20 protein-coding genes are annotated in these 26,010 nt (G+C 45.4%); 8 read left to right on the top strand and 12 right to left on the bottom strand.

Annotated elements, in window-relative coordinates:
* The first annotated feature begins 1 nt into the window (after nucleotide 1).
* The 3 genes from NL647_RS12835 to NL647_RS12845 all read left to right on the top strand — a co-directional run bounded on the left by NL647_RS12835 (nucleotide 2) and on the right by NL647_RS12845 (nucleotide 4,821).
* Nucleotides 2-1,087, top strand: coding sequence for an efflux RND transporter periplasmic adaptor subunit (locus tag NL647_RS12835; protein WP_009698164.1), 1,086 nt, complete (start codon nucleotides 2-4; stop codon nucleotides 1,085-1,087).
* Nucleotides 1,084-4,191: an efflux RND transporter permease subunit VmeI gene (gene vmeI, locus NL647_RS12840; RefSeq protein ID WP_253650235.1), complete on the top strand. Its 3,108-nt coding sequence runs from the start codon at nucleotides 1,084-1,086 to the stop codon at nucleotides 4,189-4,191. The genes NL647_RS12835 and vmeI overlap by 4 nt, the downstream gene beginning before the upstream one ends.
* Before the next feature lie 69 nt (nucleotides 4,192-4,260).
* Nucleotides 4,261-4,821, top strand: a complete 561-nt coding sequence (locus NL647_RS12845) for a DNA-3-methyladenine glycosylase I (RefSeq protein ID WP_009698163.1) — start codon at nucleotides 4,261-4,263, stop codon at nucleotides 4,819-4,821.
* Here NL647_RS12845 and NL647_RS12850 read toward each other — a convergent pair.
* From NL647_RS12850 to cls, 4 genes are all read right to left on the bottom strand, one after another.
* On the bottom strand, nucleotides 4,818-5,678 hold the full coding sequence (locus NL647_RS12850) for a lipase secretion chaperone (protein ID WP_253650236.1): 861 nt from the start codon (nucleotides 5,676-5,678) through the stop codon (nucleotides 4,818-4,820). The two genes, NL647_RS12845 and NL647_RS12850, sit on opposite strands and share 4 nt — an antisense overlap.
* Before the next feature lie 13 nt (nucleotides 5,679-5,691).
* A complete protein-coding gene (locus tag NL647_RS12855; protein ID WP_009698161.1) occupies nucleotides 5,692-6,594 on the bottom strand; it encodes a triacylglycerol lipase in 903 nt (300 codons plus the stop codon).
* 280 nt (nucleotides 6,595-6,874) lie between these two features.
* Nucleotides 6,875-8,080 carry a cystathionine beta-lyase gene (locus NL647_RS12860; protein WP_253650237.1) on the bottom strand — a complete coding sequence of 402 codons (1,206 nt, stop codon included), beginning with the start codon at nucleotides 8,078-8,080 and terminating at the stop codon, nucleotides 6,875-6,877.
* A 457-nt stretch (nucleotides 8,081-8,537) separates the two neighbouring features.
* Nucleotides 8,538-9,995: a cardiolipin synthase gene (gene cls / locus NL647_RS12865; protein ID WP_005450675.1), complete on the bottom strand. Its 1,458-nt coding sequence runs from the start codon at nucleotides 9,993-9,995 to the stop codon at nucleotides 8,538-8,540.
* A 372-nt stretch (nucleotides 9,996-10,367) separates the two neighbouring features.
* On the opposite strand from cls, the gene NL647_RS12870 reads away from it, so the two are divergent.
* The 4 genes from NL647_RS12870 (at nucleotide 10,368) to NL647_RS12885 (ending at nucleotide 15,376) form a co-directional block, all read left to right on the top strand.
* Nucleotides 10,368-11,795 carry a sodium-dependent transporter gene (locus NL647_RS12870; protein ID WP_005450673.1) on the top strand — a complete coding sequence of 476 codons (1,428 nt, stop codon included), beginning with the start codon at nucleotides 10,368-10,370 and terminating at the stop codon, nucleotides 11,793-11,795.
* A 261-nt stretch (nucleotides 11,796-12,056) separates the two neighbouring features.
* Nucleotides 12,057-13,670, top strand: coding sequence for a methyl-accepting chemotaxis protein (locus tag NL647_RS12875; RefSeq protein ID WP_009701605.1), 1,614 nt, complete (start codon nucleotides 12,057-12,059; stop codon nucleotides 13,668-13,670).
* Nucleotides 13,671-13,719: 49 nt separating this feature from the next.
* The gene (locus tag NL647_RS12880; protein WP_253650238.1) at nucleotides 13,720-14,412 is read left to right on the top strand and encodes a TIGR01621 family pseudouridine synthase; all 693 of its coding nucleotides are present in this window, start codon (nucleotides 13,720-13,722) and stop codon (nucleotides 14,410-14,412) included.
* 31 nt (nucleotides 14,413-14,443) lie between these two features.
* On the top strand, nucleotides 14,444-15,376 hold the full coding sequence (locus NL647_RS12885; protein WP_005450667.1) for a class I SAM-dependent methyltransferase: 933 nt from the start codon (nucleotides 14,444-14,446) through the stop codon (nucleotides 15,374-15,376).
* 140 nt (nucleotides 15,377-15,516) lie between these two features.
* Here the strand turns inward: NL647_RS12885 and NL647_RS12890 are convergent, their stop codons facing one another.
* The 3 genes from NL647_RS12890 to norR all read right to left on the bottom strand — a co-directional run bounded on the left by NL647_RS12890 (nucleotide 15,517) and on the right by norR (nucleotide 20,390).
* Nucleotides 15,517-16,560, bottom strand: coding sequence for a hybrid-cluster NAD(P)-dependent oxidoreductase (locus tag NL647_RS12890; RefSeq protein WP_009701607.1), 1,044 nt, complete (start codon nucleotides 16,558-16,560; stop codon nucleotides 15,517-15,519).
* Nucleotides 16,561-16,636: 76 nt separating this feature from the next.
* On the bottom strand, nucleotides 16,637-18,298 hold the full coding sequence (gene hcp / locus NL647_RS12895; protein WP_253650239.1) for a hydroxylamine reductase: 1,662 nt from the start codon (nucleotides 18,296-18,298) through the stop codon (nucleotides 16,637-16,639).
* A gap of 562 nt (nucleotides 18,299-18,860) precedes the next feature.
* On the bottom strand, nucleotides 18,861-20,390 hold the full coding sequence (gene norR / locus NL647_RS12900; protein WP_053050192.1) for a nitric oxide reductase transcriptional regulator NorR: 1,530 nt from the start codon (nucleotides 20,388-20,390) through the stop codon (nucleotides 18,861-18,863).
* A 270-nt stretch (nucleotides 20,391-20,660) separates the two neighbouring features.
* Here norR and NL647_RS12905 point away from each other — a divergent pair, with 270 nt between their 5' ends.
* Nucleotides 20,661-20,813, top strand: coding sequence for a hypothetical protein (locus NL647_RS12905; RefSeq protein ID WP_017188183.1), 153 nt, complete (start codon nucleotides 20,661-20,663; stop codon nucleotides 20,811-20,813).
* A 70-nt stretch (nucleotides 20,814-20,883) separates the two neighbouring features.
* Here the strand turns inward: NL647_RS12905 and NL647_RS12910 are convergent, their stop codons facing one another.
* From NL647_RS12910 to NL647_RS12930, 5 genes are all read right to left on the bottom strand, one after another.
* On the bottom strand, nucleotides 20,884-21,492 hold the full coding sequence (locus tag NL647_RS12910; RefSeq protein WP_239923808.1) for a CDP-alcohol phosphatidyltransferase family protein: 609 nt from the start codon (nucleotides 21,490-21,492) through the stop codon (nucleotides 20,884-20,886).
* A complete protein-coding gene (locus NL647_RS12915; protein WP_005450651.1) occupies nucleotides 21,485-22,132 on the bottom strand; it encodes an ATP-binding cassette domain-containing protein in 648 nt (215 codons plus the stop codon). The genes NL647_RS12910 and NL647_RS12915 overlap by 8 nt, the downstream gene beginning before the upstream one ends.
* Complete coding sequence (locus tag NL647_RS12920; RefSeq protein WP_239923807.1) at nucleotides 22,098-23,807, bottom strand: ABC transporter permease; 1,710 nt, start codon at nucleotides 23,805-23,807, stop codon at nucleotides 22,098-22,100. The genes NL647_RS12915 and NL647_RS12920 overlap by 35 nt, the downstream gene beginning before the upstream one ends.
* A 9-nt stretch (nucleotides 23,808-23,816) precedes the next feature.
* Complete coding sequence (locus tag NL647_RS12925) at nucleotides 23,817-24,974, bottom strand: ABC transporter substrate-binding protein (protein ID WP_253650240.1); 1,158 nt, start codon at nucleotides 24,972-24,974, stop codon at nucleotides 23,817-23,819.
* A gap of 335 nt (nucleotides 24,975-25,309) precedes the next feature.
* The gene (locus NL647_RS12930) at nucleotides 25,310-25,987 is read right to left on the bottom strand and encodes a TVP38/TMEM64 family protein (RefSeq protein WP_038898842.1); all 678 of its coding nucleotides are present in this window, start codon (nucleotides 25,985-25,987) and stop codon (nucleotides 25,310-25,312) included.
* Nucleotides 25,988-26,010 lie beyond the last annotated feature (23 nt).

Consider the following 26,010-nt stretch of genomic DNA (forward strand, 5'->3'; position numbering starts at 1 on the left):
CATGAAAGGAATCTTAGCTTTAACGACGCTTTGCTCTACGGTATTGCTCGCTGGTTGTGGTGACAAAGGACCTGAAAGAGAACTAGAAACACCTCGTGTGAGAGTCGCTTCTCTGGAAGGAAAGCGAGTCGATGATAATCTTTATTTCCCTGCTATTGCCAATGCGGCTGACCGTTCGCATTTGAGTTTCCGTGTTGCGGGTGAGGTGAGCCGAGTGTTGGTGAAAGAGGGTGATAAGGTCATTAAAGGCGATGTCATTGCCACACTGGATCCTACGGATTATCAGCTTGATGTTGATAATGCTTCGGCACGTTTTTCCGTCGTCGATAGCCAGTATCGTCGCTCTGCACCTTTGGTGAAAAAAGGTTTATTAGCGAAATCTCAATTCGATGAGATTGCAGCACAACGTCAAATCGCACTTGCTGAATTGGAGTTAGCCAAACTTCGACTGTCTTTTACTCAACTTAAAGCGCCTGTTGACGGCATCATCTCACGCGTCAACGTTGACCAGTTTGAAAATATTCAAGTTGGGCAGTACATCGTGAACATTCATAGTGTTGATCGTGTTGAAGTGCTGATCCAACTTCCGGATCGCCTCTATGTCAAACAGCCGCCGACGTCGGAAAATCTTGCCAAAATTGATGCGGTAGTTCGTGTACCAAGTGGTAATGAATACAAAGCCCACATCAAAGAATTCACGACCGAACCAGATCCAGATACTGGCACATTTACCGTCACCTTATCACTGCCTATGCCAGACCAAGAGTACATTCTTGACGGTATGGCTGTTGATGTGACGTCTAAAGATGAGAATGTTGGCTTGGAATTGAATGTTGGTATCAATGTTCCGATTGAAGCGATTTTCAATGCTGATGGCGATGATTTAAGCCGAGAAAACAAATTTGTTTGGGTGCTAAATGACGACAATACCGTCACTCGCAAGCAAGTACGAGCGGGCAAAGCATCAAAAACATCGGTTCAAATTCTTGATGGTCTAGAGCTTGATGACAAAGTCGTTGTCGCAGGTGTGGCTCGATTGAGAGAAGGCATGAAAGTGGAAGTGGTTAAGCAGGAGGCAACTCAATGAGTGAACAAAATAACGTTGCGCCTCAACAAGATGATGAAAACGTAACGGGTATTGCGGCGTATTTCATTAGAAACCGCGTAATCAGTTGGATGGTGTCGCTGATCTTCTTGATTGGTGGTGTTGCGGCGTTCTTTGGATTAGGGCGTCTTGAAGATCCAGCCTTTACTATTAAAGACGCAATGGTAGTGACCTCTTATCCGGGGGCAACGCCACAACAAGTGGAAGAAGAAGTTACTTATCCGATAGAGAAAGCGATTCAGCAATTAACCTACGTGGATGAAGTGAACTCCATTTCCAGTCGTGGTCTATCTCAAATTACAGTGACCATGAAAAACAACTATGGTCCGGATGATTTACCACAGATTTGGGATGAACTACGTCGTAAGGTTAATGACCTAAAAGGTACATTACCACCGGGTGTCAATGACCCATCGGTGATTGATGACTTCGGCGATGTATACGGGATTTTGCTTGCGGTAACTGGTGACGGATACAGTTATAAAGAGTTGCTCGATTACGTTGATTATTTAAGGCGTGAACTTGAACTGGTTGATGGGGTAAGTAAGGTCTCGGTATCTGGTCAACAGCAAGAGCAAGTGTTCATCGAAATCTCGATGAAAAAGCTGAGCAGTTTGGGGCTATCTCCGACAACCGTTTTTAACTTACTTTCGACCCAAAACGTAGTTTCTGATGCAGGTGCGATCCGTATCGGTGATGAGTACATTCGTATTCAACCTACCGGTGAGTTTCAAAGCGTAGATGAGCTAGGTGACTTATTGATCACCGAGTCTGGTGCACAAGGTCTGATTTTCTTAAAAGACGTTGCCGAAATTAAACGAGGTTATGTAGAAGTTCCAACCAACATCATTAACTACAATGGTGAGTTGGCGCTGAACTTGGGGATTTCATTTGCTAAAGGGGTCAACGTTGTTGAAGTTGGCAAGGCATTTGATCGTCGAGTTGCAGAACTGAAGTACCAACAGCCAGTAGGCGTTCAAATTTCAGAAATCTACAATCAGCCAAAAGAAGTAGATAAGTCGGTGAGTGGCTTTGTTATCAGTTTGGCTCAAGCCGTTGGTATCGTAATCATCGTTCTATTGTTCTTTATGGGTTTACGCTCCGGTCTGCTTATTGGTCTGATCTTGCTACTGACTGTACTAGGTACCTTCATTTTTATGAAGTACTTAGCCATCGATTTACAACGTATCTCTCTTGGGGCATTGGTTATTGCTCTGGGTATGCTGGTGGATAACGCCATCGTCGTCGTGGAAGGGATACTCATCGGGACTCAAAAAGGACGAACGAGACTTCAAGCTGCGACGGATATCGTCACGCAAACCAAATGGCCGCTTTTAGGCGCGACGGTTATCGCTGTTACTGCTTTTGCACCAATCGGTCTATCAGAAGACTCGACGGGTGAGTACTGTGGTACCTTGTTTACCGTACTGCTTATCTCGTTAATGCTGAGCTGGTTTACCGCTATTTCGTTGACGCCTTTCTTCGCTGATATTTTCTTCAAAGGTCAGAAAATTAAGAGTGGTGAAGGCGAAGACAATGATCCATACAATGGCATCATCTTCGTTATGTATAAGAAGTTCTTAAGCTTCTGTATGCGCCGAGCGTGGTTTACTGTTGTTGTCTTGGTGGCAGGTCTAGCGGCGAGTGTTTACGGCTTCACCTATGTGAAACAAGCCTTCTTCCCATCTTCAACCACCCCTATTTTCCAGTTGGATGTTTGGTTGCCAGAGGGTACGGATATTCGAGCTACGAATGATACGCTGAAAGAACTGGAAGGCTGGCTTGCTGAGCAAGATCACGTTGAACATATCACTACCACCGCAGGTAAGGGTTTGCAGCGCTTCATGCTGACTTATGCCCCAGAGAAAAGCTACGCGGCTTATGGTGAGATCACTACGCGTGTCGAGAACTACGAAGCGTTAGCACCACTTATGGAGCGCTTTAGAGAGCACATCAAATCCAACTACCCAGAAATCAATTACAAATTGAAGCAAATTGAATTGGGTCCTGGTGGCGGTGCGAAGATTGAAGCGCGCATTATTGGTTCTGACCCAACGGTGCTGCGTACTATTGCTGCACAAGTGATGGATGTGATGTACGCCGACCCGGGAGCAACGAACATTCGTCACGACTGGCGTGAACGTACACAAGTGCTTGAGCCTCAGTTTAATGAAAGCCAAGCTCGTCGTTACGGCATTACTAAATCGGATGTGGATGATTTCTTATCGATGTCCTTCTCTGGTATGAATATTGGTTTATACCGCGATGGTACAACTCTGATGCCGATTGTTGCGCGTCTTCCGGAAGATGAGCGTATCGACATTCGTAACATCGAAGGCATGAAAATTTGGAGCCCAGCGCAGAGTGAATTTATTCCTCTACAACAAGTAACTATGGGTTACGACATGCGTTGGGAAGACCCAATCATTGTGCGTAAGAACCGTAAGCGCATGCTAACGGTAATGGCAGATCCAGATATCCTAGGTGAAGAGACAGCGGCAACATTGCAAGCACGTCTACAGCCGCAGATTGAAGCGATCGAAATGCCACCAGGTTACTCACTAGAGTGGGGTGGTGAGTATGAGTCATCAGGTGATGCAAAAGCGTCGTTGTTTACCACGATGCCTATGGGTTACTTGTTTATGTTCTTGATCACCATCTTCTTGTTTAACTCAATCAAAGAGCCTCTTATTGTTTGGTTAACAGTACCTTTGGCATTAATTGGTGTGACAACCGGTCTATTGGTGTTGAATACGCCGTTTGGCTTTATGGCATTACTGGGTTTCTTGAGTCTGTCGGGGATGGTACTGAAAAATGGTATCGTACTGCTTGATCAGATTGAGATTGAAATGAAGTCGGGTAAAGAAGCGTACGACGCAGTGGTGGATGCCGCAGTAAGTCGTGTGCGTCCAGTATGCATGGCTGCAATCACAACCATTCTAGGTATGATTCCTCTACTACCGGATATCTTCTTTAAACCAATGGCTGTAACCATCATGTTTGGTTTAGGTTTTGCGACCGTACTGACACTAATTGTCGTGCCAGTGTTGTATCGTCTATTCCACAAGGTGGCAGTGCCGAAGTAACGACTTAGTTTAAGTAACGTTCTAGAGCGCCTCTGGCTAACGTCAGGGGCGTTTTTATAAGGATTAAATATGGAACAGAATACGTGTGCATGGGCGATGAACCATCCACTTGAACGCGAATATCACGATACTGAATGGGGTGTGCCGGTACACGACGATACGGTATTGTTCGAATTCATCACGCTAGAAGGTGCGCAAGCCGGTTTAAGCTGGATTACGATTTTGAAAAAGCGTGAAGGTTATCGAGAAGCGTTTGAAAACTATGACTTAGATAAGCTGATTCAACGCGATGAAGTGCGTACCGAATTCATCGTTGAAAGCTTCGACGTGGTTAAGCATCGCGGCAAAATTAATTCGGTATTCAGCAATGCTAAAGCGGCAAAGCAACTGATAGAAGAATACGGAAGCCTTTCCGCGGCGCTATGGCAATTTGTTGATGGCAAACCAATCGTGAATCACTGGACAGACATGAGCCAAGTGCCAGTATCGACAGAACAATCCAAAGCGATGAGTAAGTTCCTCAAAAAGAAAGGCTTTAAGTTTGTTGGTGAGACCATTTGCTACGCCTTCATGCAAGCAGTAGGTATGGTCGATGACCACATTGTTGGTTGTCCTAAAAAACTGAATTAGTTTTTAGATTTACTATCATGAATCCTTTCCAAAGCTTCTATGCGACGCCATTGGTTTTGCTCGAAGCTTTGTTCTCTTAATCCGGTGATTTCTGTTTTCTTTTCTTCTTCGCCGAGGAAATCATTGTTGATGATCTCCGCACGTTTCTCTAAATAATCGTTGAGTGATACGTTAAACGAAGCTCGTTGTTCATCCAGAGCTTGTAGTCGTTCGGCGCCTTCTTCACCCACCAAATCAACACGAGCCAAATACTTCTCCTGTGCAGACATTTCTGAGGTCTGATTTAGTTCAATCACTAGCGCGTTGTTGCGCTCACTTTGTTGAATGTACTTAGGTTGAGAGGCGAGGTTTTCTTCAAGCATTTGTTGTTGAGAATCCGCGTCTAATTCGGTTTCTCGAATGGCGAGTTTATCTATTGCTAACTGGCGTAAGCGATTTTCTTCATCGAAAAGTTGAGCAATTTGTTCGTCAGTAAAAAACGCGCTTTGCATCGCTAAGATTGCGTCATTTAGCTGCTTCAGTTCGTTTAATGACAACGAATTTCCTTCGAACGGTTCTAGCTTGGATAGTGCTTTTTTGTATGCAAGATAGGTCTCGAACAGTTCTGCGCTGATACCCAGTGAATCTAGTTGTGATTCACCAGTTTTTACGTTGGCTTTGATTTCTTCAAGGCTTTGTTCTCCTAGACCGCTCAGAGTGTATTCAAAGAAGTCTTTTTGAGAAGAGAGATCAATACTGGTGTCCTGTTGTGACTGAGCTTTTATAAGTTGTGAAGGTGGAGACGATGGAAACAGATAAGCCGCTCCTACACCAATGAGTGATACGATGAATAAGGTGATGAGAGCGACTTTCTTCATAATGGCTTCCTTCTTATAGACCTTGCTGTTTTAGGCGGTTTGCATGTTGGCGATACAATGTGACTGGATCCGTTTCGAACAAATGATGGATACCTAGCAGCCCGTTGATTTCATCCAGATGATTCATCTTGTAATCATCACGAATCACTTTCCCCAAGTGAGTGCTGCACGTGCCCACGAGACCATCATTTGGACTATCAAACGCCAAACCTAAAACCACCATTGCGCCGTCTGTTGGATCAAACAGGTTGGTAAAGTTGGAAGAGCCAGTCCATGAGTAGTAATGCACACCGTTAGACGCCAATAGGTCTCCATCTCCACATTCACTGGTTGGAATGCCTTCAGGGTAATGCTGGTTGAACGCCAAAGAACCTTCGGTGGTTAGTGCCGCTAAGGAAGCTAGTGGGTCTTGGTCGAGATCAGTGCCACCGGAAAGTAGATTAATGAGAGTCACTAGCCCTTCTGCTAGCTTCACCGCGACACCTTCACTGATGGAGCCTTCAGGAACCGTTCCACGCACAATATCAGCTACTTTTGATCCTTTGTTCACCCCTCCAATACTGGTAACGGACGCCACTAAATCTGGGCGTACAGAAGCAACATAACGTGTTGTTGGTCCACCATGGCTGTGCCCAATCAAATTGACCTTTTCCGCGCCTGTAGCAGCAAGCAACGTTTCTACTTGAGCCAAGAGCTGCTCTCCACGTGCTTCACTGCTGTTGGTTGCGGAGACTTGAGCGACATAAACCGTCGCGCCATCTTTCGTTAGAGCATGTGGGATGCCATAGAAGTAATCGACTCCGGCAAGGGAATCAAAACCAAATAAACCATGGACAAGTACGATGGGGTATTTGGTTTCTGTGTAACCACTGGCGTTGGCAGATGCAAAAGGTAGGGTGCTTAAAACGAAAAGCATTGTTGTTATGAATCTGAGTTTCAAAACTATCTCCTTGTGGTATGACCTCTTATGAGTTTTATAAAATAGGAGATAAGTTTTGCGGTTGAGAAGTTCGTTTGTGGCACATTGTTTTAATCTGTGATTACTCAAAAGAAAATCAACAGATTCAATTAACATTGGATTGATGAATATTAGAATGTTAGTTAATTCTAATTAAGACAATGAGTTAGTAACTCTATAATGAGAGGTAAAAAAATAGCCTCGCAGTACGAGGCTATTTAATAATTGTTCTGAATGCTTATAAAGAGGCTTCTTTTTCTAGCACTAATGCATTGTATCGAGCAAAGCCAGCTTCAAGATCGGCGATTAAGTCTTCTACATCTTCTAAACCAATGTGTAGACGTACCAATGTACCTTCGAAATTTGGATTCGCCACTGTGCGCAAGCTATTAAAGCTCTTTGGCTCGTTAGCTAAAATCAAACTCTCAAACCCACCCCATGAATAACCCATGCTGAAGTGCTTCATACCATCCAACAATGCTGTGGTGGCTTTCGGGTACGAGCTTTTCAACACGAATGAGAACAGACCGTTACCGCCAGTAAAATCGCGTTTATAGAATTCGTGACCCGGACAACTCTCTAGAGCAGGGTGACGAACGTGGTCAACTTCAGGACGAGCTGCTAACCATTGCGCGACTTTTAGACTGTTTTCCGCGTGTTGGCGTAAGCGTACATCAAGTGTGCGAATACCACGCAGACCTAGATATGCATCATCAGGAGAAACACATTGACCCATTAGGTAGCTCTGCTCGCGTAGCTGATCCCAGTACTTCTCAGAAGCAACCGCCGTACCCAGCATTACATCTGAGTGACCAACAATGTATTTGGTTGCTGCTTGGATAGAGATATCCACGCCGTGCTCGAATGGTGAGAAGTTCACCCCCGCGCCCCATGTGTTATCCAACATTACAATGATGTCTTGTTCGTGTGCAGTGCTTGCTAGGGTAGGGACATCCATCACTTCCATGGTAATGGAACCAGGAGACTCAAGGAAAAGCACTTTAGTATTCGGCTGAATAAGGTCACGAATGCCTGCGCCGATCATAGGATCGAAGTAAGTTGTCTCTACACCCATCTTCTTCATGATGGTGTCACAGAAATCGCGAGTAGGTTCGTAGCAGGTATCCACCATTAAGATATGGTCGCCCGTTTCGACAAAAGACAAGATGGCATTAGAAATCGCCGCCGTGCCACATGGGTAAAGGGCACACCCTGCGCCGCCTTCGACCTCTACCATGGCATCTTGAAAGGCAAAGTGTGTGTTTGTACCACGGCGTCCGTAAAACAGGGTTTTATTCGTACGATTGATCATCGCTTGGTTTTTTTCTGCGACGGTATCAAACACTATAGTAGAAGCGCGCTGCACTGGTGGGTTTACCACGCCATTTGTCCACTTCTTATCACGACCTGCGGTAACGAGTTTGGTCTTTTTGCCTTCTGACATAAAAATTCCCTGTCTAAATTACGATTTTCAATATTTAAAACATGGACCAAGGGTGGTTTGCAAGGGAAAAGTAGAAATGAAACGACTCGTCAGAGCATAGAGCGAAAAACAGTGAGAAAGTGCAACAGATAAAGAAAACCGACAGCATAGAACTGTCGGTTTTGTAGAGATTTATTAGCTTTATACCCAAGTGACTTCAAGATGCAGGATTCAGAGCGTAGTCATTGATTCGAGGTCAAGGAAAACAACGCAGCGTAATAGCCAGCTCTTTCCAAGTTGTTTGACGCAGAAGTCGAGTCAATGACACGCTCCCAAAGGGCGAGTTGTCTTGGTTTGTATACTTTGTTGTCGATTCTTGATTTAGACCCACTAGACCTTTAAATCGCCGCCGCGTCTACAAACCAAGTCATTCTCGCTGAACCTAGCATCTCGAGGTTACTTGGGTATAACTCATTTGTTATAGCAATGGGTTAAATAGATAGAAAACACGTTCCAAGAAACGAGAGAAGATACTGCGCTTCTCCCATTCTTCTTTATCAACAGTGTGTGATTGTTGGATGTAGGTGTCCTGCAGCCACGACATTTGCTTGGTGAACTCTTCGTCATCTACTGCCAGAGTCACTTCAAAGTTGAGCCACAAGCTGCGCATATCCATGTTTACCGTGCCGACCAGACAGAATTGATCATCAATCACCACCGATTTAGTGTGCAATAAACCGCCATAGAATTCGTAGATTTTCACACCAGCAGCCATCAACTCACTGTAGAAAGCTCGCGATGCCCATTGCACCATCATGGAATCGTTTTTGTGCGGGATGATCAGCTCAACATCGATGCCACGTTGTGCGGTCATTTTTAATGTTTCGAGTAAATCAGAGCTTGGTACGAAGTAAGGTGTGGTGATCCTCACCGAGCGATTCGCTTGGTTGATCGCCAAAGTCAGTACTTGGTAAATCAAGTACTCCGGCATCCCCGGACCAGATGGAACCACCTGAATTGGATGTTGAAACTCATCGCTGTTGTCAATGCGGCACTCTGGGTGTTTAGGTAACTGACGTTCACCTGTTTCTACTTCCCAATCCCAGCAGTGAATGGCACTTAGCACGTTGACCGTAGGACCGGTAATTCGCACCATGATGTCAATCCACTGACCAACACCACTGCTTTGTTTAAAGAAAGCAGGGTCGACCAAGTTCATTGAGCCTGTATAAGCAATTTCGTCATCAATCACGATGATCTTACGATGCTGACGCAAGTCCAAACGGCGCAGGAAGATACGCCACATTTTAACTTCCAATGCTTGTACTACATCGATGCCCGCATCCTTCATCATCTTATACCAATGACTGCGGAAGAAGCGCGGACTACCAGCAGAGTCAAGAAGCAGTTTTACGTCTACGCCACGTTTTGCCGCTTGAATCAGTGCAGAAGCGACTGAATCGGCTAAGCCTCCTGGGTGCCAAATGTAGAACACCATTCGAATGCTGTGCTGTGCGTTTTCGATATCTTCAATGATGGAATGAAGGATCTCATCCGGTGATTGCTGAAGTGAAAGTGTGTTACCACTTAATGCAGGAAGACCCAAACGGTTGTTACATAGCTCATCAATGCGATAGATATGACGCCCCATTGCTTCTGGAACATGCGCGTTACAATCATTTAACTGAGTGAACCATTGTTGGAACGGTGTGAACATCACTTTAGCCCGTTCTGCACGTTTTCGACCAAGGTTAAGCTCACCAAATAAGAAATAACAAGCAACACCAAGCACTGGCAGGATGTAGATGATCATCAGCCATGCAAGAGAGACGCTAACAGCGCGACGTTTTAATACGACACGAATAGTAACACCAGCCACTAGGAACCAATAAAGCCCGATGCTAGCTAGGGTGAGAAAGTGATAGAACTTGTCCATATACGCCAAAAGTAATAAGCCCAATATGGATATTAAGCGGAAATGACGTAACGGGAAACTATTTTCATACCAACACGGTTAGGTGATTTTATGTTGTGAAATAGATTTTATAACGGGGTAATGTGTTACTTAGGTGTGAAAAGTTGGATGAAACTTTAACTTTTGCGCAAAAAAACAGCATTTAGCGTGAACAATGATACATTTGCGCGATAAATGTGCTATTCGGGGTTCCAATTTTAAAGTTAAACTGCTTTACTTGCCATACATAGAGCGTCACACAAACATCTTATAAAGTGTACATTAATATTTACACGAACATATTCTAGACGCCTATCTCTATGCAAACACAACAAAACATTTTGGAGAAAAAGCGTGGCTACAAATACAGCAGCACCACGTGATACGTGGGGGTCTAAACTAGGCTTCGTAATGGCAGCAGCGGGTTCCGCTGTCGGTTTAGGCAATATATGGAAATTCCCTTACACAGCTGGTGAGAGCGGCGGCGGTGCGTTCGTTGCAATTTACCTTTTGTTTGTTATTTTTATCGGCTTTAGCGTCATGCTTACTGAGTTCGCTATTGGTCGTAAGACAGGTCTTTCAGCAGTAGGTGCTTTCAAATCGACTGATCGTCGTTGGACCTTTACGGGTGTTATCGGCGTACTGAGTGGTCTATTGATCATGGGTTTCTACCCTGTAGTAGGTGGCTGGGCGTTAGCGTACATCTTTAAAGTAGGCGGTGGTCTACTAAGTGCTCCTGAAGCAATTGGTGACAGCTTCGGCGGCTTCATTTCTGATCCAGTTCAACCGCTAATGTGGATGGGTGTTTACCTGTTCCTAAACATCGTTATCGTAATGAAAGGTATTTCTGGCGGTATCGAGAAAGCGGGTAAAATCCTAATGCCTCTTCTATTCCTTATCCTGATCGTTGTATCAGTGAAAGGTCTGATGCTACCGGGCGCAATGGCAGGTCTTGAGTTCCTGTTCATGCCAGACTTCTCAAAAGTAGACAGCAATGTCGTTCTAGCGGCGCTAGGTCAGGCATTCTTCTCTCTAAGTCTGGGTATGGGTTGTATGATGACATACGGTTCTTACCTGAAGAAGAAAGAGAACCTAGTTCAAACAACTGGTATGGTTACGGCAATGGACACAGGTGTTGCAATCCTAGCGGGTGTAGCTATGTTCCCTGCAATGTTCGCATTTGGTATGGAGCCAGCAGCAGGTCCAGGTCTAGTCTTCGTAGTTGTACCTCAACTGTTTGCTGAAATGGGCGGCGTAATTGGTCTTCTATTTGCTCTGATGTTCTTCATTGGTCTTACTGTTGCGGCACTGACGTCTTCTGTATCTCTACTAGAGGTAGTTGTTTCTTACCTAATCGATGAGAAAGGTCTGAAGCGTTCAACAGCAGTACTGTCTGCGAGTGTCGTAATGGCAACACTATGTGTGTTCGCGTCACTATCACTTGGTGGTGTTGGTCCAACCCTATTCGGTACGGGCGCATTTGATATCTTCGACCTACTAACAGATAAGATCTTCCTAGCGGTTGGCGGTATGTTGGTATGTATCTTTGCAGGCTGGCGTCTAAACCGTGCTGACCTTGAAAAAGAGATCACTAACGACGGTAAAGTTTCTTTCCCTCTATTTGGTCTTTGGTACAACCTAGTTAAATACGTAATCCCAGTCGCTATCGCAATCGTAGCTTTCATGGGCATCAAGTCTGGTTTCGACAGCGGTAAAGGCGAAATCATGCTACTTGGTATTGGTATCATTGCCCTCGCAGGTATCTTCTCTAAGAAGCTATAAGCGAAAAGCATTCAGCTAAATTCAAAAATTAATAAACGGGAGTCTTCACAGGCTCCCGTTTTTTATATTCATTATTTATAGGATTGAGTGAATTCATATTAATAATGGGTATTAATTGTGAGACGACTCGCAAAGAGAGCTGGATCACAAAAATAAGTGTTAAAGTTGCAGTTGAACGTTCCGATAAGCCTTACAAAGCATGTGTAAATATGTGGATGAACTAAGTTAGAAAATAGAAGACAAGGGTAAGGTAGGTTATTAGTGACAATGTCTGTTCGTAAAAAACTGTACGCGAGTTTTGGTGCAATCTTAGCAATCATGCTGGTGATGATTGGAATTATCACATTAGAAGTATTGAACTCGCACGAAGTGGCTGACGAGGTGAGAACGGACGATGTTCCTGAAACTGTTCAGTACTTAATTTTGATCGATGAAGCTGGTGATGTTTATCGTGATGCATTAGGTAGCATCGTAGGTGTATCGGGTGCTCAGGCGGAGTACCAAGTAAATAAACAAGAATTTGCAGCAGCGATTGCTGAAGTCAAACTTTTGGAAACGGTTGGTGGCGAAGATTACCGTAATGTTGAAAAAGTTGAACGTTATATGAGTAATTTCACTCGTGACTTTGAGTCGCAAATTTTGACTAATCTTGGTCTAGAAAACGTTGAAGAGAACGTTGCGCGCCTTCGCTCTCTTTATAACGCTAACCTAGCACCGATTGAATCTATCCTTGATGCAGCATCAACGGACGGTCGCCAAAGTACCAGTGAAGCGCTACTGGACCTTTCGGATTCGTTTAATAGCATTGAACTGACGATTTATGTGCTTGGTTCGATTGCGCTGATTGCAACAGCCGTTATTGCGTACTTATTGTCCAATTCAATTACTCACCGTTTGAGTAAGCTCGATGAGTTAGCGCAACGTGTCGCGGAAGGCGATTTAACGGTAGAACCGATTGAAGATAAATCGGGTGACGAGCTGGCTAACCTAGCGACTTCTCTAAATAAGATGCAAGCATCATTGACTAGCCTTATTGGTTCGATTTCGCTCGTATCGGAAGAAGTGAAATCGGTTACCGGCGAGCTGTCAGTTGTGAGCCAAGATATTGTGTCGGGTGCAAGTAGCCAATCTGATAAAGCTAACTTGATTGCGACTGCGGCAGAAGAGTTGAGCTTGACCATTTCTCAAGTTGCAGAGCAAGGTGCTGCGACGTTTGAAGAAGCACGCAAGTCGGAATCAACCGCTGAACAAGGTCGCACCGTGATTGTTGAGATGGTGGAGAGCATTCAACAGGTATCACAGCAAATGTCGGATATGTCGGTGCAGATGAACAGCCTAGGTTCTCATGGTGAGAAAATCGGCGCGGTTATCAAAGTGATTGAAGACATTGCCGAGCAGACGAACCTGCTGGCATTGAACGCGGCAATCGAAGCGGCACGTGCAGGTGAGTTTGGTCGTGGCTTTGCTGTGGTTGCCGATGAAGTACGCGCTCTGGCTGAACGCACAACGAAGGCAACACAAGAGGTCGGTGAGATCATCCAAGCGATTCAAGTCGGCACTCAAGAGGCAGTGACTTACACGGAAGATGGCTGTCGTTTGGTTGAAATTGGCGTGAGTCAAAGCTCGGGAGCGGTGAACTCACTGGAAGAAATCGTTTCTGGTGCGGCTCATGTTCAAAGCATGGTTAACTCAATCGCGACAGCAGCGGAAGAGCAAACCGCAGTGACGAAAGAAATTGCTGCCGATATTACATCGATCAGCGACATCTCAAACCGTTCATTACAATTAGCGAATGACAGCTCGCAAAGCGTAGAAGGTCTGAACCGTAAAGTTCAAGAATTGGAAGCGCTGGTGGGTAAGTTTAAGCTCGCCTAATTGCTTAGAATCGGTATACTTCTGGCTCCAAACGTGGAGCCAGTTTTTTATGTTCGACATTCTACACACCCATCCAGATTTTCTGATCATCAATAAACATCCCAACGTCTCAGTACATAAGGACGATGGTGAAACTATGTTGCTGCAAGAAGTAGCGAAACAAAGTGGTGATGAGCAGTTGTATCTTATTCACCGCCTCGACAAAATGACGTCTGGAATTTTGCTTTTGGGTCGCAACGTAAAAGTAGCAAGCGCGTTGTCGCAAGCATTTGCAGATCGTCAAGTCGAGAAGTTCTATCTTGCGATTGGTTCGAAAAAGCCTAAGAAGAAGCAAGGGCTGGTAGTGGGGGACATGGAACGCTCTCGTCGTTCTTCATGGAAACTGGTCAACAGCAAAACGAATCCAGCGATTACCCAATTCTTTTCTCTCGCTGCAGAGCCGGGAGAGCGCCTGTTTTTATGCAAGCCGCATACTGGCAAAACACACCAAATTCGTGTGGCATTAAAATCCGTTGGTTCGGGTATTGTTGGTGATCCTATTTATAATGCAGGTAATGACGCTGACCGTGGTTACTTGCATGCATTTTCATTGTGTTTCCCGTATCAAGATGAAACACACTGCTTTGTTTGCGATCCACGCGAGCATAAAGCGCTTGGCAGTAAATGGCACAATGAAATTGTATCCCAAGGTATCGACACTTGGCTTTCTCCGTGGGAACTGAACTGGCCTACGATCAAATAACCATTACAAAGAAAACGAATAAGAGAATTCGATGCAAGCATCACAACTTCCGCTGTTTTTCCAGCATCTAGAAGCGGAGCTAACACAAGCTCCCAATGAAATCCGCCGACTGTTTCACGGTCGCGGTCGCCGCTTCGAAGGTTTAGAGCAAATCACATGTGATTGGTTACAAGGTCAGTTGATCATTAACCTATTTAAAGAAGTCGATGAGACGTTTGTTTCTGAATTAAAAGCTGGTTTAAATACGCTTTCTGAATCTGCTCTGTGGGCAGAGAAACAGGGTCGCACTATCGTGATTCAACACCGTTATGCTGACGGCGCACCTTCAGAAATTCTGTTGGGTGAGCTAGATGCTCGACCTGTGGTTGAAGAAAGTGGCTTGAAGTACCAGCTAGATATCGGTCGTAACCAGAACTTCGGTCTGTTCCTTGATATGCGCTACGGTCGTGATTGGGTTCGTGAAAATGCCAAGTACAAAAATGTACTTAACCTGTTCGCTTATACTTGCGGCTTTTCTGTGGCGGCTATTGCTGGTGGTGCCGATAAAGTCGTAAACGTGGATATGGCAAAAGCGTCGCTTTCGAAAGGTCGTGAGAACCATAAACTGAATGGTCATAACATCAACCAAGTGAGCTTTATGGGGCACGACATCTTTAAGTCGTGGGGGAAGATCAAGAAGTCAGGTCAGTACGATATGATCATCATTGATCCACCATCATTCCAAAAAGGCAGCTTCGCGTTAACGAAAGACTACAAAAAGATTCTACGCCGTTTGCCAGATTTGCTAGCAGAAGGTGGGCAAGTTCTCGCGTGTGTAAACTCGCCATCGGTGACCAGCGATTTCTTGATTGAAAGCATGAAGGAAGAAGCGCCTGAGCTGACATTCCGTGAGCGTTTGGACAATCCACCAGAGTTTATGGATGTAGATAGCGAAGCTGCACTGAAGGTTCTGCTGTTTAGCTGAGTTTAAAGCGAGGTTCCCAGCTCAGTCGTTTTTCCTTATAGAGAATCTCTATCAAATGCTTTGCGTCTTGGTAGAATTACAGTCTGCGATAAACAAAAAGCGCCGAGCACGGCGCTTTTTTAATGTTTGTACCAACCGCTTTAACCAATCTGAACTTCGAGGTCGGATTCAATCGTCGAAGAACAGGCGAGTACATAGCCTTGTTCAATTTCTTCCGGTGTTAATGTTTCAAGGCTGGTTGAAGAAACACTGCCTTTGCGAACCTTACACTTACAAGAGCCACAAATGCCACTTCGACAAGCGACGATCAACGGTAACCCTGCGCCTTCCAACACATCAGCAAGGACTTGACCTTTTTGTGCATCAATCGTTTGAGCAAAATCGGGGACTGACACACTTGCCGTTTCATCTGACACTTCAGCTTCTTCACTTGCTGCTGGTGTAAAGCTTTCTTGGAAGAAGTTAGCCATATCAAAGCCAAGCTCGGTCAAATAACCTTGAACATCGAGCATGAACTGGTTTGGACCACATAGATAAACCGTGCGCTGATTAAAATCTGGGACCAACTCCTGAAGCCATTCCTTACTGAGTCGACCTTCAGGGTACTGTGTCTCACCGCGATTTTTTAGTAACAGCTTCAAGTTAAAATCTGGGTAAACCGAGTGGTAAGTCTCTAGCAAATCAAAGTAAATCGTTTCTGGTTGAGAGCGAGCGATATGCAGAAATTCGATATCCACTTCTTGATCATTGCTCAGCCATTGTTTTGTCATCGCGAATACGGGAGTGATGCCGCATCCAGCACTGATCAGCAGGGCTTTCTTTTTACCTTCTAGCGTGATTGGTGGATGGTCAACACAGTTGAAATCACCCGTTGGTGGAAGAGCTTGAACTGTATCTCCAATCAACAGTTTATCGATGATGTAGTTTGATACCTTCCCGCCGTCGACGCGTTTAATGGTCAGTTGTAAGCAATCATCGCCGGAAAGGGAACTGAGTGAATAGGCACGGAATTCCATCTTGCCATCGATTTCAATGCCAAGATTTATGAACTGACCCGCTTTAAATTCAAACAAAAGCGATTCAGATAAGTCTGCCAGCTTGAGGCTCACTGCATCGGCAGTCTCGTGATATTTATCTACACAGCGTAAGGTGACAGGTTGACTGCCTTGCCATTCAAAAAACATAACAATCTCTTTGGTTGTCGAGTACTCAATAGATAAAAGCGCCCCCAATTAAGGAGGCGCGTGATAAGCAAGGTGATTACGCTGCTAGGATAGTTTTAAGGTCATCTTGAACATTACCAATGCTGCGCATATCGAACTTCTCTTGGATAATTGCAATCAGGTTTGGCGTCAAGAATGCAGGCGCTGTTGGACCTGTGTAGATGCCTTTCACGCCTAGTGCGAATAGCGTAAGTAGGATCACAATCGCTTTTTGTTCGAACCAAGAAAGAACAAGCGTAAGAGGAAGCTCGTTGATGTCGCAGTCGAATTCTTTCGCAAGGGCTAATGCCAGCTGAATTGCTGAGTATGCATCGTTACATTGACCCACATCCAATAGGCGAGGGATGCCATTAATGTCGCCAAATGTATTCTTGTTGAAGCGGTATTTACCACAAGCCAGCGTTAGGATTAGCGTATCTTCTGGTGCTTCTGCAGTGAAGTCTGTGTAGTAGCTACGCTCTGCTTTGTCGCCATCACAACCACCTACTAGGAAGAAGTGTTTGATGTTGCCTTGTTTCACTTGGTCGATAACCGCAGGAGCTGCGTTCATCAGTGCGTTACGTCCAAAACCAACCGTGATGTTGTGCTCGATTTCATCGTGTTGGAAGCCTTCTTGTGCCAATGCACACTCGACTACTTGGCTAAAATCATCACCTTCTAGGTGAGCGACACCTGGCCAACCTACAATGCTGCGAGTGAATAGACGGTCTGCGTACTGACCCACATTCGGGTTCAATAGGCAGTTTGAGGTCATCACAATCGCGCCAGGGAAGTTGGCGAATTCTTTCTGTTGGTTCTGCCACGCGCTGCCGTAGTTACCTACTAGATGAGGGTATTTCTTCAGCTCTGGGTAGCCGTGTGCAGGCAGCATCTCACCGTTAGTGTAAACGTTAATGCCTTTGCCTTCGGTCTGTTGCAAGATTTTTTCTAGGTCGTGAAGGTCATGACCAGAAACAAGAATACATTTGCCTTTGACTGGCTTAACGTTAACGGTTGTTGGCTCTGGGTGACCGAACGTTGCTGTTTCACCGTGATCCAGCATTTCCATCACTTTGTAGTTCATAAGACCAATACGCATTGAGCAATCTAACAGTTCGCCTAGATCTTCAGGGTCAGTACCCAACCAAGCCATGATTTCGTGGTATTCGGCGAAGATGTCATTGTTGGTTTGCTCAAGTACGCGTGCGTGTTCCATGTACGCAGCTGCACCTTTTAGACCGTATAAGCAAAGCAGACGTAGACCGATAACGTCTTCGTGTACTTGGTCTTTACCGCGGTTTACCGCAACTTGAGGAGCAAACGCCAAAATTTCCTCTGCGCTGTTTGGCAACTCGAAGTTTGCTACATCAGGAATGTTCACTAGCACTTCATCTGTAAGAGCTGCTGCTGTCATCGCTTGGTCTTTTAGCAGCGCTTTGTAAGTGGCTGCTTGAGAAGTCAGTTCAAGGATACGTTCTGGGTCAAAGTTTACGTTGGTCAACGTAGAGAAGAATGCTCTTGGAGCCCACTGGTTGATTTCATCATTGATGATATTGAATTCAAGCGCGCGTGCTGCCCAAAAAGAAACCCCTTGCAAAGTGTAAACCAACACGTCTTGTAGATCGGATACCTCTGAAGTTTTGCCACACATACCTTGTGCGAAAGAACAGCCTGTTACAGCCGGGGTTTGGATTGTCTGTTCACATTGAATACAGAACATATTGGGTTCTCCAGTGATTGTAGTAATAGTCGTTTTGTTTTCTCCAATAGAGCAGAATGCGTGCCAATAATTATCTCTTTGATTTTTAATGGCTTTATGTGTTTTTGAGTATGTCGCTGATGTGATTTTTACAACGTAACTGATGTGTAAATAACAACGGTGTATTTGAATTGGTGATAAAAGCGACGCGCGAGAAACGTTTTAATGGGCGATAGTAGAAGTGCTTGTTAAACAGGAGATAAGTTATTGCGGTTTTGTGAAGGCAAGAGATTCCCGATTGCGCTCCTTCGTCGCTGTCGGGAATGACGCAATAAGGCAACTGAAAACTTGATGAGTTTAAAGAGTTACAAGAAAGCTGAGACTTGAGCGGTTTAATTATTACGAATGAGGAAGAGTAAGTGAAATACGAGAAACCAGATGGGACAGTTAGCCCAAGTACATTGGTGTTGGGTGTCATTCCGGACGAGCCAGAGTGAGTCATCCGGAATCTCTTTGTTTGTTATCGATATGTTTGCTATCGATAAAAGTAAATCGTTGTTTCATAAGGGCGAAGCGGGAGCCTCTATTTATTAATGCCGAGCTTTTTACCCATGCGATATAAGTTACCCCGATCCATCTGTAAAAACTCCGCTGCTTTTGCCCAAACACCGCCAGATTGGCTCAATGCGTGCTCAATCAAGTCATGTTGATAACGCTCCACCAACTCGCGCATCGGCTGGCTCTCTCTAGGCAAGTAATGTGATGTGCTTTTTACATCATCTAACGCGAGTGAAGTGTCAAAGTGATTGAGCATGATGGTGCTATCGCCTTGCTGAATGGCATGTAATGCCGCTCGCGTTAAGGTATGTTCAAGCTCTCGAACATTACCGTACCAAGGCAGATACTCTAATTGAGTCAGTACCTTAGGGTGAACATGAAGGTTTGGTGCGTTAAATTGCTGGCGCACTTTTTCCAGTAAGTATCCCGCAAGAACTGGAATGTCGCCGTCACGCGCGCGCAGTGGTGGCACTTTGATGGGAAACACGTTCAATCGATGGAACAAATCAGCGCGGAATGTGCCAGTTTCCACCTCTTTTTCTAACTGTCGGTTAGTGGCTGCGATGATGCGTACGTTCACCATCAAATGCTGATCGCTGCCCACACGTTGCAGCTCGCCTTGCTGAATAACGCGCAGTAGTTTTGCTTGTAAAACCAAAGGCAATTCACCCACTTCATCTAGGAAGATTGTGCCGCCATCAGCTAGCTCGAACTTACCTGCACGGTGACTATTGGCTCCGGTGAAAGCTCCCTTCACATGGCCAAACAGTTCGCTCTCCGCCAGGCCCTCGGGCAGAGCGGCACAGTTCACGTAGATCATCGGCTTATCGTTGCGATGAGATTGAGCGTGAACTGAATGAGCGACAAGTTCTTTACCTGTACCGGTTTCTCCAGATACCAATACCGCGTAATCCGATTGTGCAACGGTTGCTATGTTATTTCGTAACTGATTGATCTGTGGACTTAAGCCAACCATGTCACCGTGTTGTGATCGCGCTTGTTGAATCAGGGTTTGTGTAACGCTTTTTTGCTTTTGGTTTTGTGCTTTGAGGGCTTTTAATTGTGCAATGTTGCGCAGTGTTGCCGCCGTTAGTGCCGCGAAGGTTTCGATAGCTACTGGGTCGATATGATCAAACGCGCCAACCGCAAGTGCATCCATGGTTAATGCCCCGACAAGTTGCCCTTCAACATATAAGCTAAAACCCATGCAGTCATGGACATCAATGCATTGGTCTTCGGTCAATAATGTCCCGTCAAATGGGTCGGGCAGGGCACAGTCGGCATCGAAGCGAACAGGCTCACGGCTGTGGATAATAGCGTCTAAGCGCGGATGGGCTTTAGGAAAATAACGGCGACCGAGTACTGAGTTTGACAAGCCTTTTACTGCAACCGGCGTTAGAAAGCCATCCTCATCGAATATGAACAAGCAACTCGCATCACAAGGGAAGACTTGTGCGACCCCATCAATCAGGTTTTGGTACTGCTGCTCATGAGAGCGATTTGAGCTCAAATTGAGTGCGATATTGAGGAGTACATGGTCAACAGTAGGAGTCATAACAAGCCCAGAGTTATCTTGAATGGGCTCATGCTAGCAACTTGATGTCATTTGAACATCGAAAGGTGAAATAGATTGATGTTCCATTGACGACGATCAAGTGACACGCCAGAACTGTGATATAGATAAATGCAACTGGTTGAGTTTAATGAATTGAAAACAAGGATCGCTCCACTTCTAAGGAATATATCCTAAATTGGAACTTCAGCATTGACCTCAAGTTAACTTGAGCTTCTATCCTCGATTTGAAAAACGTCAGGAGGGTAGATTATGCAAAACGATTACATTAAAGAACTAGCGGTGAAGAGCTATCAAGAAGAGCGACAAAAAGAGTATTTTCGAGCTAAGCAGCAGAAGTGGCATGTGCCGAGTTTTGTCTCTGGGATTGTGGTGACGCTGGTGGTGAGTGGGATGCTTTATTGAAAGGTTGATTGAAAAGAGATTCCCGGCTGCATTCCTTCGTAGCAATCAGGAATCTCCCTTTAAGTTTTGTTTACGGTTTCAGCGTATGAAACCCAGAGTAAATACGCGTAAACGTGGTAAACCAACACGCCGCACCAAAGATATACGCAATCTCGGCAAAATGTTGTGGGAACAAACAGAACAACACGAAACAACCAATGGTCTCGGTGCCTTCTGTTAGACCACTCATGTAGTACAGAGATTTGTGTTTGTAGACAGGGTTATCGATACCGCGTTTACCTGCCATGATCGCGAAAGCTAAGAAGCTGCTCCCCGTGCCAATAAACGAGAAGATCAAGAATGCACCCGCGACGGCGTTTTGTTCTGGATTTGCCAACACAAAACCAAATGGAATCAAAGAATAGAACAAGAAGTCCAAGCTAATATCGAGAAAGCCTCCGGCATCGGTAATGCCTTGGATTCTTGCCAACGCACCATCTAATCCATCACAAATTCGGTTCAGCAGGATAAACGCTAATGCGAGTGTGTATTGCTCTGCCATCAATGCTGGTAGGGCAAAGCAACCAAGGGCAAAACCGAACAGTGTGGTTTGGTTAGCCGTCACGCCACATTTGTCGATCAGCTTTGCGCTTTGTGCCAGTGGCCACTTAATGATTTTGATGCTTAGGCTATCAAGCATGACTTGTCTCCCACGGCCAGTTTAGGCAACGACTGCCTGCAGGGATATCGTCTTCATCGTGCGTCACCATCAACGCGGGGATATTAGCAAGTTGAAGCTGTTCCACGACCCAGTTACGAAACTGCACGCGCAAATCTTTATCGAGTTTGCTGTATGGTTCGTCGAGTAGGGCAACTTTTGGTTTCGCCAACAACATACGAGTCAGAGCGATACGGGCGCGCTGACCACCTGATATTTGATCTGGGAAAGATTCCGCGAGCTTGGTTAACGAGATGTGTTTCAATGCTTGCATCGCACGTTCTTTACGCTCAGCCCCTTTGATTGAATCAGGCAGAGCGAAGGCAAGGTTTTCCCATACGGTGAGGTGTGGAAAGAGCAAATCGTCTTGGAACAAAATACCTACCTGACGCTTATGCGCAGGCAAAGCATCCAACTTTTCATTATCGAGAGTGATTGAGCCTGAATAGTCGAACTCGGAAGATAGGTGACCAGCAATGGCATCCAATAAAGTGGATTTGCCACAGCCGCTTGGACCCATCAGGGTAACAATTTCACCTTTCTCTACCGTCATATTGAAGGCAGAGAAAAGCGTGTCGCCATTGGTTTTATGGATGGCGAGGTTTTCGAGACAGAGACTCATTCGGTAGTAAACCTTTAATAGACAACCGGCGATACTTAACGTGTAAGCGGCTAAGTAAAATCGCAAAAGAGAAGAACATTAACGGCAAGAGAGCTTGCCAAATTGCGTAAATCGCAGTGACACGACGGTCAAAGCCACTTGATAGGGCGACCGCTTCTGTTGTTATTGTGCTGATGCGACCAGCTCCCAGCACGAGTGTTGGTAGGTACTGCGCTAAGCTGACACTAATGCCAACTGCCCAAGCAAAAGCAATCGCAGGCAAAAGAATGGGCAGTTTGACTTTTAACCAAGCCTGCATCGGTGATTTACCAAGGCTTAAGGCGACACGAGTCAAACCATTGTCGAAGCTGCGCCATGGACCGTCGAGTGATAGGTAAACAAACGGGAAAGCAAAGAAGACGTGTGCCCAACATACCCAGAACAAGTACGCGCTGCTGTCGAGGTACAGCGTGACGACTTGCATTCCAAACAAAACGGAAAGCTGCGGAATCAACATTGGCACGGCAATGATGTACCCTGGGACTTGCCAGCGGTAACGCAGTCGGTATTCGTGAGCAATCAGAGCAAGTACCAGAGCAATTGATGCGCTGATCACCGCAATCAACATGCTTTGCTCTAGCGTGCCAAGAATGCTTTGCCACTCGTATTCCCAAAAACGTAAGCTGTAACGGCTTGGTAATAAGTCAGGGAAACGCCAACGTTGTGCAAAGCTCCACACCACCATCAACGGCACCATCAACAGTGCGAGTAGAGCAATCATAGAGAACAAGGTCTTTCCTGGTAAGCGGAAACCGCTACGACCGGAGTATTGCCAGCGTTTAAAGCCTTTAGTAACGCTCCACTCTACGAGTCGAGCAAAGCCAATCAAAAGGCTTGCAATAGTAAACAGCACCACCGCACCCGCCGCCGCTCTTGGTAGGAGGGATAAATCAGGATCGTTAAACCACTGCCATACCAATACTGCAAAGGTAGGAGGGTTGGTTGGACCGATAATTAGCGCGACATCGACAACGGATAAGCTGTAAGCCAGCACGGCTAGCATTGGGAAGCGCAGTTTTGCTAACCATTGTGGGAAAACGCATTTCCACCAAGCTTGAGCCGAGCTATACCCCATCGAATGACTGACTTTTTCTATCTTCTCGACCTTCAATTGTTGAAGAATCGGAATACTCATCAACAAAAGGAACGGGACTTCTTTGATGGCTAGCATGATGATCAAACCCAGTGCGTGTGGGTCTTTGATCAGCAACGCTAAGTCATTCACCGTTTGCGCATTTGGATCGTAACCAAACATTTGGTTGAGTACGCGAACGCCCATACCTGTTGGTGCAAATAGGAAAGCAAAACCAATGGCGAATGCCACGTGTGGCATGGCAAGAAGTGGAGAAAGACTGACTTCGATTTTACGCCAGAATTTACTTCCCCAAGAAGCTTGCAGAATCGCAAACGTCATCAAACAAGCAAGGTAGCTACTGAAAATGGCAGAGTAGAACGTTAGACCAATAGATGTCCACACGCCTTCCCAGTCAAACACAGCATCAAAGCCATCAAGTGAAAAATGATGTAAGCCGATAGGGGGAACATAGCCGAGCGCAGAGACCACCACCCCGAGTAGACCCGGGATGGTTGGTAATATACAAACTGCGATAATAACTAGATACAGCGCTCTTAACATGGGTGATTATTAATTCCCGTAGCGTTTCAACCATTCTTTTTCTAGTGCGGCTTGCCAGCTTGGATGTGGCTCTGCAATAGACTTGAATTGTTGAGTATTTTTAGCCGTACCAGTCAGGTATTGGCTGCTTAGCACTGAAGGATCACCCCAGATGTTGATATCACCTTTACGAGATTGCGCTTCAGGACTTAATAAAAAGTTTATAGCAACTTGAGCCCCTGCACTGGCGTTTGCGTTCCAAGGGATAGCTAAGAAGTGAATGTTAGAAAGTGCACCCGCATCCATCGCATACGCTTTGGTGCTATCTGCAAGGTTGCCGCTAGATTGTGCTGAATAAACCGCATTTGGGTTAAAAGTGACGGCTAAGTCAATCTGACCATCATCTAGTAGTTGTACCGTTTCCGCTGTGCCACCCGGAAACTGCTTACCGCCACGCCATGCGACTTTGTGAAATTCATCTAGGTAAGCCCATAGAGGTTGCGTGATAGTTTTGAATGATTCGTCTGTCACTGGCTTTTGCAGTGCAGGATCGTTATTGCTCAGTTCGATCAGTAGAGATTTGATGAAACTGGTGCCATGAAACTCCGGTGGGCGAGGGTATGTCAGACGATTTGGAAACGCTTTTGTGTAGCTCAGCATTTCAGCATATGAGCTTGGCGGGTTGTGCAGGGTTTCTTCATCGTAGATAAACACCAATTGACCTACGCCCCAAGGCGCTTCTAGACCATCTGTTGGTTCAGAGAAATCGACATCAACAGGCAGGGTTTTATCGACATACTGCCAGCTTGGTAAACCTTCAACGAAAGGACCAAACAATAGTTGGTTGTCTTTCATCGATTTAAAGTTTTCGCCATTAATCCAAACCATATCAACACTGCCACCGCTGTTTTTCCCTGCGGCTTTTTCAGCAATAAGACGAGTGGTGGTTTCAGAAATATCGGTGACCTTGACGTGGTTAAGTGTCACGTTGTAGCGAGATTTAAGCTCTTTGCCTGCCCATTGGATGTAGCGGTTAATTTCTTGGCTACCACCCCAAGCATGAAAATAAACGGTCTGACCGTCGGCTTGCTGTTCTATTTTTTGCCATTCTTCAGCGGTCGAAGATGCAAAAGAGGAGGTCGCGAATGTGGTGGCTAAAATGCCAATGGTGCTAAGTAGCTTTTTCATACGTAATCCGTGTTTCTTTATCTTTGTTTTCATTTTGGAGCTTTATATTCCCATGAGGTACAAACGGCTGTTTTGGTACTCTGAATTGGGGATAAACCACGCTGGAAGCTCCGTTCCCTCTAGATGGATAGTAATCTATCTTGCTCTATTATCAACGCGAATTTGATAATAGATTCAGAGAATTACTCGCCTTGTGAGGTGATACCAATCCACGTCAGTTTTTGGTCTTAAAAGTCACCAATTTAAGGACAAAGTGTGAGCAAATCAGTAGCAATGAAAATAGTGCGACTCTCGATAAGTCGCACTATTTTGGCTTCAATAATGGATAGACCGGATTACTTCGCTAATTCTTCCATGTTGATGCCTTTTTTCTTTGCGATGTATTTTGGAATCAAAGACATGCCAAACAGCACAAGACCCGCAACCGCAAATTTTACCAACAACATTGCAGACACACCGTTTGTTGCGATGTCACCAGCCATGTAAGCAAAAATGAAAGCACCTGGTGCCATGGTCAACAGAGAAACCAGAGCGTAAGTGCCAAGGTTTAGGCTGGTTAGACCGTAAGCGTAGTTTTGTAGGCTGAATGGGAATACAGGCACAAGACGAGTCAGAATCAAGAAGCTGGTGCCGTTTGCTGCTACACCGTCATCGATTTTCTTGAAGATTGGGTTGTCGCCAAACTTCTTCATGATGGTGTTACGCAGTAGGAAGCGCGCCACGATAAAGGCTGCTACTGCACCAAGCGTTGCAGAAAAGAGCGCCAATACGCCACCTTTGATAGGACCAAATACGATACCTGCCACAATGGTAAATGCGCTGCCCGGTAGTAGGAAAACACACGCAAATACGAATGCTGCTACGAATACGGCGTAACCCCACACACCAAAGCTTGCGATCCAATCTTGTAGGCTCTTGATGTCAGTGATGATTTCAAGAATGCCAGTTTGTTTTGCCGCAAACAGAGCGAGAGCTACAACAGCGACGATAAGAGCGATTTTTACGAATTTCATAAGTTCAACTTCACTTAAACCTA

Source organism: Vibrio sp. Y29_XK_CS5 (genome assembly GCF_024181835.1).
GTDB lineage: Bacteria > Pseudomonadota > Gammaproteobacteria > Enterobacterales > Vibrionaceae > Vibrio > Vibrio harveyi.